General features: G+C 59.7%; 13 protein-coding genes. 9 read left to right on the top strand and 4 right to left on the bottom strand.

Annotation, left to right across the window (positions count from 1 at the left end; all coding sequences use genetic code 11):
* Positions 1 to 109 precede the first annotated feature (109 nt).
* The 3 genes from PMI21_RS19505 to PMI21_RS19515 all read left to right on the top strand — a co-directional run bounded on the left by PMI21_RS19505 (position 110) and on the right by PMI21_RS19515 (position 4226).
* Positions 110 to 682, top strand: coding sequence for an RNA polymerase sigma factor (locus PMI21_RS19505; RefSeq protein ID WP_007936356.1), 573 nt, complete (start codon positions 110 to 112; stop codon positions 680 to 682).
* Positions 679 to 1668, top strand: coding sequence for a FecR family protein (locus tag PMI21_RS19510; protein ID WP_007936355.1), 990 nt, complete (start codon positions 679 to 681; stop codon positions 1666 to 1668). The genes PMI21_RS19505 and PMI21_RS19510 overlap by 4 nt, the downstream gene beginning before the upstream one ends.
* 128 nt (positions 1669 to 1796) lie before the next feature.
* A complete protein-coding gene (locus tag PMI21_RS19515) occupies positions 1797 to 4226 on the top strand; it encodes a TonB-dependent siderophore receptor (RefSeq protein ID WP_007936354.1) in 2430 nt (809 codons plus the stop codon).
* 46 nt (positions 4227 to 4272) lie between these two features.
* Here PMI21_RS19515 and PMI21_RS19520 read toward each other — a convergent pair whose 3' ends face one another.
* Positions 4273 to 5148 carry a helix-turn-helix domain-containing protein gene (locus tag PMI21_RS19520; protein ID WP_007936353.1) on the bottom strand — a complete coding sequence of 292 codons (876 nt, stop codon included), beginning with the start codon at positions 5146 to 5148 and terminating at the stop codon, positions 4273 to 4275.
* A gap of 138 nt (positions 5149 to 5286) precedes the next feature.
* Between PMI21_RS19520 and PMI21_RS19525 the strand changes: the two genes are divergently transcribed.
* The gene (locus PMI21_RS19525) at positions 5287 to 6189 is read left to right on the top strand and encodes a DMT family transporter (protein ID WP_007936352.1); all 903 of its coding nucleotides are present in this window, start codon (positions 5287 to 5289) and stop codon (positions 6187 to 6189) included.
* A 124-nt stretch (positions 6190 to 6313) separates the two neighbouring features.
* On the opposite strand, the gene PMI21_RS19530 is transcribed toward PMI21_RS19525, so the two are convergent.
* Both PMI21_RS19530 and PMI21_RS19535 read right to left on the bottom strand, forming a co-directional pair.
* Complete coding sequence (locus tag PMI21_RS19530; protein WP_007936351.1) at positions 6314 to 7288, bottom strand: 2-hydroxyacid dehydrogenase; 975 nt, start codon at positions 7286 to 7288, stop codon at positions 6314 to 6316.
* A 143-nt stretch (positions 7289 to 7431) separates the two neighbouring features.
* Positions 7432 to 7806: a DUF6124 family protein gene (locus tag PMI21_RS19535; RefSeq protein ID WP_007936350.1), complete on the bottom strand. Its 375-nt coding sequence runs from the start codon at positions 7804 to 7806 to the stop codon at positions 7432 to 7434.
* Positions 7807 to 7877: 71 nt separating this feature from the next.
* Between PMI21_RS19535 and PMI21_RS29465 the strand changes: the two genes are divergently transcribed.
* The 4 genes from PMI21_RS29465 to PMI21_RS19545 all read left to right on the top strand — a co-directional run bounded on the left by PMI21_RS29465 (position 7878) and on the right by PMI21_RS19545 (position 10471).
* On the top strand, positions 7878 to 8174 hold the full coding sequence (locus PMI21_RS29465) for a hypothetical protein (protein WP_157214296.1): 297 nt from the start codon (positions 7878 to 7880) through the stop codon (positions 8172 to 8174).
* Positions 8175 to 8343: 169 nt separating this feature from the next.
* Positions 8344 to 8820 carry a hypothetical protein gene (locus PMI21_RS28435; RefSeq protein WP_007936348.1) on the top strand — a complete coding sequence of 159 codons (477 nt, stop codon included), beginning with the start codon at positions 8344 to 8346 and terminating at the stop codon, positions 8818 to 8820.
* 65 nt (positions 8821 to 8885) lie between these two features.
* Positions 8886 to 9686, top strand: coding sequence for a hypothetical protein (locus PMI21_RS19540; protein WP_007936346.1), 801 nt, complete (start codon positions 8886 to 8888; stop codon positions 9684 to 9686).
* Complete coding sequence (locus PMI21_RS19545; protein WP_007936342.1) at positions 9683 to 10471, top strand: hypothetical protein; 789 nt, start codon at positions 9683 to 9685, stop codon at positions 10469 to 10471. Before PMI21_RS19540 ends, PMI21_RS19545 begins: the two co-directional genes overlap by 4 nt.
* 17 nt (positions 10472 to 10488) lie before the next feature.
* On the opposite strand, the gene PMI21_RS19550 is transcribed toward PMI21_RS19545, so the two are convergent.
* Positions 10489 to 11457, bottom strand: coding sequence for a LysR family transcriptional regulator (locus PMI21_RS19550; protein WP_007936341.1), 969 nt, complete (start codon positions 11455 to 11457; stop codon positions 10489 to 10491).
* Between the two features lie 181 nt (positions 11458 to 11638).
* Here PMI21_RS19550 and PMI21_RS19555 point away from each other — a divergent pair, with 181 nt between their 5' ends.
* Positions 11639 to 13138, top strand: a complete 1500-nt coding sequence (locus tag PMI21_RS19555) for an efflux transporter outer membrane subunit (RefSeq protein ID WP_007936339.1) — start codon at positions 11639 to 11641, stop codon at positions 13136 to 13138.
* Positions 13139 to 13160: the final 22 nt, after the last annotated feature.

The following is a 13160-nucleotide window of genomic DNA, read 5'->3' as shown; positions in this document are numbered from 1 at the left end:
TGGCCGATATCTCATCGCCTCCTTTGCGTATGAGAATATTTATCATTAATATTGCCGGCTTGTGGGTCTTGTGACATTCACGAGGCCGTACCCGGTTTGCTCTGACCCGATGATCACCCGCCCCCCCGAAACCCATGACGCCGAGCACGATGAACATCGTGGTGCCCGTGCGCATTTTCTTCAGGTGTTTTTGTCCCAGCGTTCGCAAATGGAAGCGCTGGTGAGCCGTCGTGTTGGCTGTCGGGCGACGGCGGCGGATCTGGTGCAGGATTTGTTCCTGCGTTTCTGGCGTCGGCCGCTGGTGCAGGTCGAAGAGCTCAGCACGTATCTGCTGCGTTGCGCCGGCAACATCGCCATCGACCATTTGCGCAGTGAAGGCGCGCGGGTGCGGGTTAACGAAGGCTGGATGCCGGAGCAACCGGACAGCCAGGGCTGTGAGCCACAAGCGGCACTGGAGGCAGGCAACGATTTGCGTCACGTCGAAGCGGCCTTGCGCGCATTGCCCGAGCGCACGCGGCAGATCTTTCTGCTCAACCGCATCCATGGCCGCAAGTACGCCGAAATCGCCAAGGCCATGGGCCTGTCCCAAAGCGCGGTGGAAAAACATATGATGCGCGCCCTCGAGGCTTGCAAGGCCAGCCTGCGGGAACCCGAACCGCGCACGCCAGGGAACGCACCGTGAACCACACCGAACGCATCACGCCGACACCTGCTCAGGAGCAGGCCGCTTTCGCCTGGCTGAGTCTGTTGCACGACCAGCCCGGCAGCGGCGATCAGCTCACGTTCAGTCGCTGGTTGCAGGCTGATCCCGCCCACGCCGAGGCCTATGCCCAGGCGCAAGTGGTGTGGGAGTTGAGCGAAGTACCGGCGCGGACCCTGGCCGACGAAGAGGCTTTGGCCTTGCAGGGCTACCTCAATGCGATGAATCGTGCGCGCGGGGCCCGCGTCCGGCGTTGGTCTGGCGCATTGGCCATGGCGGCATGTCTGGTGTTGATGATCGGCCTCGGCGCTGGTTGGCAGCCGTCGCGCTGGGTCGATGATCTGGGTGCGGACTATGTGTCGGCGCCAGGGGAAATTCGTACCGTGACACTGGCGGATCAGTCGCAAGTGACGCTGGATGCCGACAGCGCAATTGCGGTGGATTTCAGTCGCGGTGAGCGGCACGTCCAGCTGCGTCGTGGTGCCGGATTTTTCAGCGTGACGCACACCGGCGAACCGTTTGTGGTGGGAGCGGAAAAGGGCGAGGCGCGGGTGTTGGGCACGCAGTTTGAAGTGCGTCTGCAACCCCATGGCGCGCAGGTCACGGTGTTATCCGGGCGGGTTGCAGTGACAGCGGACAAAAATGCCGCGCGGCAAATTCTGAGCGCCGGCCAGCAAATGGCCTATGCCGACGGCTCGGCGGACAAACTCCACGCTGTCGACAGCGAAGCGCAGTTGGCCTGGCGTCAGGGCTGGCTCAATTACTACAAGGCGACGCTGGCCGATGTGGTGCAGGACCTTCGGCGTTATTACCCCGGGCGCATTGTGGTGCTCAATGAGGAACTGGCGGCGCGGCGGGTCAGTGGCAGTTTTCCGAGCCAGGATCCGCAGGCGGTGTTGAGTTCTTTGCAGGGCGTGATGGGGTTTGAGCAGCATCATGTTTTGGGGCATTTGATTATTTTGCGTTGAGGCTGCGATATTTTGAGCTTCTGCAAATATTTTCAACTTTCTGGTGAGGTAAACCCGATCGCCATCCGTGTAGTGACTGAAACTGCGAGTCATTCGCATCCGTAGTCGTTCTACACAGGTCATGAGCAATGAAGTCCAGGGCAAAATCGGGTTCGGTCAAACAATGGTTCGGTGCATCTGCATTAAGCTTTTCAGCGTTGGCGTTGCTGCCGTTGAGCGTGGCATGGGCGGCTGAAGCCAGCAGTACCCAGCAACGCACGCAGTTCAGCTTTGCAATGGCCGCCAAACCGCTGCCCCAGGCCCTGAGCGACTTCAGCCGCATCACCGGCATCAGCGTGGTCTACACCGACGAAGCGCCTTACGGCATTACCGCTCCAGCGGTCAGCGGGCAGATGAGCGCCGAACAGGCGATGCAGCGTTTGCTCAGCGGTTCGGGCTTCACCTTCCGCCGCACCGATGCCCAGACCCTGGCGCTGGAGCCTGTGCCCACCGAGGGCACGTTGAACCTGGGCGCCACCACCATCACCTCGGTGGCGCAACAACCCATGAGTTATCAGCCGCCGCCCACCAGTTCGGTGATGCGCTCGTCGGCCTTGCTCCAGGAAATCCCGCAGACCGTCAACGTGATCCCGGCCCAGGTCATTCGCGATCAGGCGCCACGCAATCTGGATGACGCCCTGGCCAACGTCAGCGGCATCACCCAGGGCAACACACTGGCAAGCACCCAGGATTCGGTGATGACCCGCGGTTTCGGCGACAACCGTAACGGCTCGATCATGCGCGACGGCATGCCGGTGATCCAGGGCCGTGGCCTGAATGCCACGGTCGACCGGGTCGAAGTACTCAAAGGCCCGGCATCCTTGCTCTACGGCATTCAGGACCCGGGCGGCGTGGTCAACATGGTCAGCAAGAAGCCCGAGCTTGAGCAGTACAACGCGCTGACCCTGCGCGGCTCGACCTATGGCGACGGCAAGAACGGCAGCGGCGGCAGCCTCGACAGCACCGGCGCCCTCGGCGATTCCGGGCTGGCGTACCGCATGGTGCTGGACCACGAAGACGAAGATTACTGGCGCAACTTCGGCACCCATCGCGAGACGCTGGTAGCGCCGTCGCTGGCCTGGTTCGGTGAAAGCACCAAGCTGCTGTTCTCCTATGAACACCGGGAATTCCTGACCCCGTTCGACCGTGGCACCGTGATCGATCCGCGCACCAACCACCCGTTGGACATCTCGCGCAATGAGCGTCTCGACGAGCCGTTCAACAACATGGAAGGCCGCTCGGACCTGTATCACTTCGAGGCCGATCACGAGCTCAACGACAACTGGAAAGCCCACTTCGGCTACAGCTGGAACCGCGAAACCTACGACGCCAGCCAGGTGCGCATCACCGCCATCGACACCAAGAAAGGCACGTTGACCCGCAGCATGGACGGCACGCAGAACGCCATCAGCACCGACCGTTTCACCACCGCCAGCCTCGAAGGCAAGGTCAATGTACTGGGCATGCAGCATGACCTGGTGTTCGGCGTCGATGACGAGTACCGCAAGATCTACCGCCAAGACCTGATCCGCCAGAAAAGCCTGACCACCTTCAGCTACGTCAACCCGGTGTATGGCCGCGAAGTGGCGGGCACCACCGTCAGCGCGGCCGACAGCGCCCAGACCGATGAGCTGCGCAGCGATTCGATATTCCTGCAGGACTCGATCCACCTTAATGACCAGTGGATTCTGGTGGCCGGCGGGCGTTTCCAGGCGTACGACCAGTACGCCGGCAAAGGCGTGCCGTTCAAGGCCAATACCGACAGCAACGGCCAGAAGTGGGTACCGCGCGCCGGCCTGGTGTACCGCTACACCGACGCGTTGTCGTTCTACGGCAGCTACACCGAATCCTTCAAACCCAACTCGACCATCGCGCCGCTGAGCGGCAGCAGCACCGTGCTCGACGGCAGCGTGGCACCGGAAGAAGCCAAGTCCTGGGAGATCGGCGCCAAGCTCGACATGCCGGGTCGTATCACCGGCAACATTGCACTGTTCGACATCAAGAAGCGCAACGTCCTGGTCGCCAACTCTGAAGGCCCGACCACGATCTACAGCGCCGCCGGCGAAGTGCGTTCCCGTGGTCTGGAAGTGGACATGACCGGGCAGCTCAGCGACCGCTGGAGCATGATCGGCAGCTATGCCTACACCGATGCCGAAGTCACCGAAGACCCGGACTACAAAGGCAAGCGCCTGCAAAACGTCGCCCGGAACACCGGCTCGCTGTCGGCGGTCTACGACTTCGGCACCATTGTCGGTGGCGATCAGTTGCGGGTTGGCGCGGGGGCGCGTTATGTCGGTGAGCGAGCGGGTAACGCGGTGAACGATTTCGACCTGCCGAGCTACACCGTGGCCGATGCGTTTGCCACCTATGACACCAAGGTCGAAGGGCAGAAGGTCAAGTTCCAGCTCAACGTGAAGAACCTGTTTGACCGCACCTATTACACGTCGGCGGCGAGCCGGTTCTTTGTGTCGATGGGGGATTCGCGACAGATCTCGTTGTCCAGCACATTGGAGTTTTAACGACAGCCCGCGAAGACGGCCACCCAGCCACCGCAGAGCTGTGGAGCTAACGAAAAAACGCCTGCCGATACTCGCCGGGCGTGCCGCCCAACGCCTGGCGAAACCGGTTGGTGAAATGGCTCGCACTGGCAAACCCGCACGCCAGCGCAATCTCCCCCAACGGCTGCGACGTTGCGCGCAACAACTCCCGCGCGCGACTCAATCTTCGGGCCAACACATACTGATGCGGCGGCAAGCCGAAGCTCACACGAAACATCCGCGCAAAATGATATTCCGACAGCGCGCACAAGCTCGCCAATTGCCCAAGGCTGATCGCCTCCGCCAACTGACTGTCGATGAACTCCACCAACTGCCGCCGCTGATGCGCCGCCAATCCACCCTTGAGGCGCAAGCCCTGACGCACACCAACCTGGCTGAGCAAGGCATGGCTGAGCATCTCGTGGGCCAGGCTGCTGGTGAGCAGGCGTTCACCCGGTTCGTCCCAATTGAGGGTGATCAACTGCCGAAAGTGCCGGGCTTGCTGCGGGTCTTCGAGGAACGTGCGCTCGCGCAACTGCAATTCCCGTGGCTCGCGATCCAGCAGCGTGACGCAGCCAAGGGCAAATTGTTCGGGGCTGAAATACAGGTGGGCCAGGCGAATGTCGCCGTTGATCACCCAGCCTGACTGATGGTCGGCCGGCAGAATGCACAGCTTGTCCGGGCCGCCCTTGGTGCCGGGCTGGTCGCGGCGAAAGGTGCCGGTGCCGCCGGCGATGTAGCACGACAAAGTGTGATGGCTCGGCGCTTCGTAGTCCTGGGCGTCATGGTGGTTGCTCCACAAAGCCGCAGCCATGCCGTCACCGAGCTCGGCGCTGTGCTCCAGGCGAGCATTGGGCGAGCGGTTGAGGGCTTGAAAGACTTGCAGGGTTTCCAGTGCGGCCATGATCGGTTCTCTCCAACGCCTTGCATCCTACTCCGTAGACGCTGGCCTGCCAGCCTGCCGACCGACAAAAGCGCAAGTTTATGCAAGTGCAAAAGGCTGTCACGCCGGACACTGAAGGCCTATTCAGGAGCCTTCACCATGAACCTCTCGTTATACCTGCTGACCGTGTTGATCTGGGGCACCACCTGGATAGCCTTGAAATGGCAATTGGGCGTGGTGGCGATTCCGGTGTCGATCGTCTATCGCTTCGGCCTCGCCGCGCTGGTGCTGTTCGTGATGTTGTTGCTTAGCCGGCGTCTGCAAGTGATGAACCGTCGCGGTCATCTGATTTGCCTGGCGCAGGGGCTGTGCCTGTTCTGCATCAATTTCATGTGCTTCCTCACCGCCAGCCAATGGATCCCCAGCGGTCTGGTCGCCGTGGTGTTTTCCACCGCCACCCTGTGGAACGCCTTCAATGCGCGGGTGTTCTTCGGCCAGAAAATCGCCCGCAACGTGCTGATGGGCGGCGCGTTGGGCTTGCTCGGCCTTGGTTTGTTGTTCTGGCCGGAGCTGGCCGGTCATACCGCCAGCCCGCAAACCTTGCTCGGGTTGGCTCTGGCGTTGCTCGGAACCTTGTGCTTCTCGGCGGGCAACATGCTCTCGAGCCTGCAACAGAAGGCCGGCCTCAAACCCCTGACCACCAACGCCTGGGGCATGGCTTACGGCGCGGCGATGTTGTCGGTGTGGTGCCTGGTCAAAGGTATCCCGTTCGACATGGAATGGAACGCCCGTTACATCGGCTCGTTGCTGTATCTGGTGATACCGGGCTCGGTGATCGGCTTCACCGCCTACCTGACGCTGGTGGGCCGCATGGGGCCGGAGCGGGCGGCGTACTGCACTGTGTTGTTCCCGGTGGTGGCGCTGAATGTGTCGGCGTTTGCCGAGGGTTATCAATGGACAGCGCCGGCACTGGTGGGGTTGGTGTTGGTGATGTTGGGCAACGTGCTGGTGTTTCGTAAACCCAAGGCACCGATGGTGCAGGGAAGCGGCAAGTTGGCCTGATGTTTTGATCGAGCGTTGAACAACTCAGCGCTCGATTCTGATAGCGATATCAATCAACAGCGGCAATATGAAGTCGACAATATGCCGAGAGCGGGCAGGCGTTTAAAACACCTGCCCGTTTTGATCAGCCTTTCCACACTTGTGGATTCACCAGATCCTGCGGTCGTTCACCCAGCAAGGCACTGCGCAAGTTGGCCAACGCACGGTTGGCCATGGCTTCACGGGTTTCGTGTGTGGCCGAGCCGATGTGCGGCAGAGTCACGGCGTTTTTCAGTTGGAATAGTGGTGATTCAACCAGTGGTTCTTTTTCGTAAACGTCCAGCCCGGCGCCACGAATCCGGTTGTTTTGCAGCGCTTCGATCAGCGCCGGCTCGTCCACCACCGGGCCGCGGGCGATGTTCACCAGAATGGCGCTCGGCTTCATCAACGCCAGTTCGCGGTGGCTGATCAGATGTTTGGTTTTTTCGCTGAGTGGCACCACCAGGCAAACGAAATCGGCTTCGGCCAACAGTTGATCCAGGCTACGGAACTGCGCGCCGAGTTCCTGTTCCAGTTCGGTCTTGCGGCTGTTGCCGCTGTAGATAACCGGCATGTTGAAGCCCAGTCGACCGCGACGGGCAATGGCCGCGCCGATGTTGCCCATGCCGACGATGCCCAAGGTTTTGCCATGCACATCGCTACCGAACAACGGCGCGCCGACGGTGGCTTGCCATTGGCCAGCCTTGGTCCAGGCGTCCAGCTCGGCGACGCGGCGGGCGCTGCTCATGAGCAAGGCGAAGGCCAGGTCGGCGGTGCTTTCGGTGAGCACGTCGGGGGTGTTGGTGAGCATGATCCCGCGTTCGTTGAAGTAGGCGAGGTCGTAATTGTCGTAGCCGACGGAGACGCTGGACACCACTTCGAGTTTGGCCGCGTTCTCCAGTTGCGCCCGGCCGAGTTTGCGACCGACGCCGATCAGGCCATGGGCGTGGGGCAGGGCTTCGTTGAACTGGGCGGCAATGTCGCCGTTTTTCGGGTTTGGCACGATCACGTCGAAATCCTGTTGCAGGCGTTCGATCATCGGCGGGGTGATGCGGCTGAAGGCGAGGACGGTTTTTTTCATTGGAGAGGGGCTCGTCGGGCGTGGAGATTGCCAAGCAAGCTAACATTCTTCGCGGGTTGGGTGCGAGTGCCTGCGGGTGTCCGCCGTCCAACTATTGTGGGAGCGAGCAAGTCGGATCGCCGCATCGCCGCTCCCACAATGGATCAGCTTTGTGGCGCAGGTTTTGGTACGTCGACGTTATCCAGCACCCGATTCACCGCCAGCTCGGCCAACATGATGACCTGCTGAATCGCCAGGAGCGTATGCCGCTGTGGGGCTTCGACATACGCGGCAATGTCGCTGGTCATGACGCTGGCCGAGGCCAGGGATTCGCAGACATGGGCGAGCAGGCTTTCGTTATCCATGTCTGGCGCGACCATGAACATCCTGCTTGGCTTGCGGCCTTCGGGTTGTTTGGGCGGTGGCTTGAGGTAGTGGTCGAGCGCCCGTTCGGCGGCTTCGTTGAGTTTTTTCGAATCGAGGGATTCGTAGGGCGAAACGTCGTCGGTTTCCGGAGGGTTCGGTGTTTCTTTAATCATGCGGAAGTTACTCAATGGCAAGTGAAGTGGAACTGCCATCTTTCGTTTTCCAGACGAAAGGGGTGGCAGCCATGCGCGGACTGGAAAAACCGGTACACTCACCAAAAACCGGCAGACCCGAAGGTCTCCCGCGCACAGCCGCCATAACAAGGATTTGCCTGCAGAAAAAAGCGCCGCAGTATGCCATGGGCTGTGGTCAGTGTTCGCCAGGTTTTCCAGACCTGATCGCTGATTTGGCAGCGACCCACAAAGCCTACCCACTTCGCTTCCGACGCAACAACCGTCAAAACCTGTCGGAAACGCCCTCAAAAATCACCCCGTCTGTAGGAGCTGCCGAAGGCTCGGGCCGCGTTCGGACGATCTTTTGATCTTGCGGCGCGATCAATGACGCAAAGATCAAAAAATCGCAGCCTTCGGCAGCTCCAGCGTCACCATCAAAAAACTCGGACTTCCCCTACACGCAAAAACGATTCGCCCGGCATCTCTCCTTGAGTCCACTCGCCAAAGTCTCACGTTTCCAAGGAACGGGACACGAGCGTGACCAGACTCATCCCCCAAAACCAACTCACCAGCCAACACGGCCAAGTGCTAGACAGCCACCAAGCCGTCGCCGACTTGCGCCAGGCCCTGAGCTATCCCTACGACCTGCAAGGCTTCGACGACCTGCTAAGCGCGGTCGGCGCTAACAGCTCCAACTACATGCAGGCCGCCAACCAGCAAAAACTCATCAATGCCGTTAGCAACGGTGATTGGGTCATGGTGAAGCCCCGCATCGATCCCGATAACGGCGGTGCTTCATGGAATGTCTTCAAGCCCAAACCTGAGCCGCCACTGGCGCAGCATCTGGTCGAAGAACATGCCTTCGCCCTGCCAAACCCCGTGGAGTCGGGCTTCCACATTATTCAGCAGCCCATGACCATCGAAGCTCTGGAGCGCTCGCTGTACGAAAACCCGCCAAGCGATGCACTGCGACGGGAATTCCGCTCGCTCAATCGGCATCTCGGCGGCGGGTGAAACCGGGGCAAATGGTGATTTTCAGCGATTCACGGCATTACATGTGCCGCCGCGAAGAGGCGCAAATGATGATCGCGGCGGAAAAGGTCAACGAAGCGCTTAAGGACCTGAGCGAAGAAGAGGCTTCGTTCATGGTCGAAAATCATGAAGTGATTGAGCCATTTTTGGAGGTGTCGGCGGGGGCGTTGGGTGTGGCGTCCTTCATGGTCGGCCAACACCTGGAAAATCTGAAAGGCACGCTCATCGAGTTAGAAAAACTGCACCAGCAACAATACGGTCAGCACGGCCACTTGCGATCGAGGGATTTTTTCACCCATCGCAAACGGATGATGGCAAAGATCAATGCCAGCCTTGGCCCGCTAGTACGTAAAGGCACTGGTATTCCTGATCATCCTAGGCTTAAAAGAGCATTGGGGCTTTCTACGCGCAGAACAATTCACCATTGGAACAAGGCTGGCGCCCCTACCCAACTGCCGGGCTATGCGACAAATATTCAAGGCGTATCCAGAGCGGTGAAGTACTTGAAGGCAGGCGGCTATGTTGGCATTGGATTGGCAATGGGCGCGGCAGCAATGAGGGTTGGTGAAGCATGTCGCAGTGGAAGCAACGATGAATGCTCCCGAGCTAGATTTGTGGAGGGAGGCAAGTTGGCAGGAAGTATTAGCGGAGGCGTTGCCGCCGGATATGTAGCGAGTAGCGTACTGAAATACGGAGTTTGTGCAGCAATAGGTGTGGAGACATTGGGTGTTGGTGGACTCGTTTGTGCACTGCTGGTGTCGGGTGCTGTCGCCAGTGTGACGGGAAACAAAGGCTCAGAAATCGGCGGAGAATTGGGTGAGAAAATATATGAGTTCACGCAACCATGAGTGGCGCTGAGAATGTGCATTTGATTGGCTGGGTACTTATTTTCCTGATGATTTTGCTCAGTCAGACCCTCTTATTATTTGGCGCCTATTTCAAACTTGACCAAATTGAACGCCACTTCAACGCGTCTCATCTGGTGAGTATCAATCGAAAGACGGCGGGTAACGGCCCGTTGGGAAGGATGAACAGACTTAGGTTGATTGGCGCTTTAACGGGTAGTTTCTATCAACATCAGATGTTGGATTCGTATGCGTTTATGGAGGCTGAAATCTTGCCGGAGCGCCTGAAAAAATGGGCTGAAACTCCAAAAAAACTGATGCGGGTTGCGGTCTTCAGCGCTGGACTGCTGTTGCTTTGGAGTGGTTTTGTATCTTTGCGTACAACAATTTCAAACCCAATGAGTGACCTGAAACTACTCTACACAGCCATCCTGATCGGCTTTCTTGCCCTGGTTTTTATCGTTTCACTGCTGCGGATGTACATCAGTTTTTTTAAACTCGAAGAACTCGAATCTCACCTCAACGACTCTTACTTCGTTGGTCGCAACCGTCGGGTCATGGGTGATGGTCTGTACGGGCGTCATTACCGCTTGACTCATCTCTCGACCATGCTTCGTGAGGATGATGCATTCCTGCTGAGAAGCGATCCGCATTGTATCGAGGAGATAAAGCATTTCCCTTTACACCTACGACGCTGGGTCGTCATTCCCAATCTGATGTTTGCCTATTCAATTGTTGGCCTTTGTGCGTATTGGCTGTGCGGAAAGCACGCTGGACTGCTGGGCTAACCAGCAATCCACACACCTCAATTCGCCAGCCGAGCCCCGCCCAGACTCCCACTCAATTCATACGCCGCCAATTCCGCCTGATGCGCCGCCAATATCTCCGGCAACGACCCACGCAAGTACTCGACCCACGTCTTGATCTTCGCATCCAAGTACTGCCGCGAAGGATAAATCGCGTACAGATTCAATTCCTGCGAGCGGTAGTTCGGCATCACCCGCACCAGTGTGCCGTTGCGCAGCCCTTCAATCGCCGCATACACCGGCAACACCCCAACCCCCATCCCACTGGAGATCGCCGTCTTCATCGCATCAGCCGAGTTCACCAAAAACGGTGAGCTGTTGATGGTGACCATTTCCTGGCCATCAGGGCCGTCGAAGGCCCACTTCTCCAGCGGGATCACCGGGCTCACCAGGCGCAGGCAGGCATGGTTCAGCAAATCGCTGGGCTTCTGCGCGCAGCCGTTGGCTTTTACATAGGCGGGCGATGCGCAAACGATGCTGTAGGTGATGCCCAAACGCTGGGAGACGAAGCCCGAGTCGGGCAGTTCGCTGGCGAGCACGATGGACACGTCGTAGCCCTCGTCGAGCAGGTCCGGCACACGGTTGGCCATGGTCAGGTCGAAGGTCACGTCCGGGTGGGTCTTGCGGTAGCGGGCGATGGCGTCGATCACGAAGTGCTGACCGATGCCGGTCATGGTGTGCACCTTGAGTTGCCCGGCCGGGCGCGCGTGGGCGTCGCTGGCCTCGGCTTCAGCTTCTTCGACATAGGCCAGGATCTGCTCGCAGCGCAACAGATAGCGCTTGCCGGCCTCGGTCAGGGCGATGCGGCGGGTGGTGCGGTTGAGCAGGCGGGTTTGCAGGTGGGCCTCCAGGTTGGAGACCGCGCGCGAGACGTTGGCCGTGGTGGTGTCGAGTTGCACGGCGGCGGCGGTGAAGCTGCCGGCCTCGGCCACGTAACTGAAGGCGCGCATGTTTTGCAAAGTGTCCATGGGGTGCTCTCTTGGCGAATGGCAAATTGTGACACGAAGTTTCAGAGACTGAGACCCCGACCAAGGGATTATCTCGTTAACGGTAACAAAGATTCACAGGAATCCCAGCTTATCGCCAACCAGGCCCACCCCCTAGAATTGCGCCCGTTCTACACCTCCCTATTTTCAGGAAATCGCAGCAGTGCCGCGTCGCATCAACAGAGCGCTCAAGACGCTCAGTGTTTTGGCTTTAACCCTGGCAATCAGCGGCTGCATTGGAACTGGCGGTATTGCCCCACAAGGCAAGGCACTGGAAGCCAATTCATTGGCCACCGACGAAGCCATCCAGAGCGCCGCCCAGGACGCTCACTGGCCCACCGCCCAATGGTGGCAAGCTTACGGCGATTCGCAACTGAACCGTTGGATCGACCTCGCCCTGCAAGGCAGCCCGAGCATGGCCATGGCCGCCGCGCGAGTGCGGCAGGCCCGGTCCATGGCGGGTGTTGCCGAGTCTGCCGAGTCGTTGCAGATTAATGGCCAATCGACCCTCAAGCGCCACAACTGGCCCACCGATCAGTTCTACGGCCCCGGTGAGTTGGCCAACACCACCACCTGGGACAACAACGCCGCGCTGGGCTTCAGCTATGCCCTCGACCTCTGGAGCCGCGAAAGCAATGCCACCGAGCAAGCGGTGGACATGGCGCACATGAGCGCCGCTGAGGCGCGGCAGGCGCAGCTCGAGCTGCAGAACAACATCGTGCGCGCCTACATCGAACTCTCGTTGCATTACGCGCAACGGGACATCGTCGCGGCGACCTTGAAACAGCAACAGCAAATCCTCGACCTGGCGCAAAAGCGTCTGGACGGCGGCATCGGCACGCATTTCGAAGTCAGCCAGGCTGAAACGCCGCTACCGGAAACCCATCGCCAACTCGATGCGCTGGACGAAGAAATCGCCCTCAGCCGCAACCAGCTCGCAGCCTTGGCCGGTAAGGGGCCGGGGGAGGGCGCGCAGTTGCAACGGCCAACGCTGTCGTTGGGAGCGGCATTGAAACTGCCGTCGTCGCTGCCGGCGCAATTGCTCGGTCAACGCCCGGACGTGGTTGCCAGTCGCTGGCAAGTGGCGGCCCAGGCGCGGGGCATCGATGTCGCTCACGCAGGCTTCTACCCCAACGTCGATCTGGTCGGCAGCCTCGGCTACATGGCCACTGGCGGCGGTGCGCTGGAGTTCCTGACCGGCAAGAAGCTCAACTACAGCGTGGGACCTGCGATTACATTGCCGATCTTTGACGGCGGTCGTTTGCGTGCGGAGTTGGGGGAAGCCTCGGCCGGTTATGACATCGCCGTGGCCAAATACAACCAGACGCTGATCAATGCGCTGAAGAACATCTCCGACCAGTTGATCCGCCGCGAGTCGATGGACAAGCAGCAGACCTTCGCCGCTGAGTCGGTGGCCACGGCGCAGAAGACCTATGACATCGCGATGATCGCTTATCAGCGTGGGCTCACCGATTACCTCAACGTGCTCAATGCGCAGACCTTGCTGTTCAAGCAGCAGCAAGTGCAGCAGCAGGTTCAGGCTGCGCGGTTGAGTGCTCATGCTGAGCTGGTGACCGCGCTCGGCGGCGGGCTCGGTGCGGGCGACGACGTCCCGAATGCCGAGAAAACCCAGCCCCCGAAAACCCCAAACCTTTTGAAGTGAGCGCGACGTTTCAGGCACACCC

Origin of the sequence: Pseudomonas sp. GM18 (assembly GCF_000282195.1) — a bacterium.
In the GTDB taxonomy this organism is placed as follows: domain Bacteria; phylum Pseudomonadota; class Gammaproteobacteria; order Pseudomonadales; family Pseudomonadaceae; genus Aquipseudomonas.
Note: the sequence above shows the minus strand (reverse complement) of the source record. Positions and strands in the feature narration are given on the sequence as shown.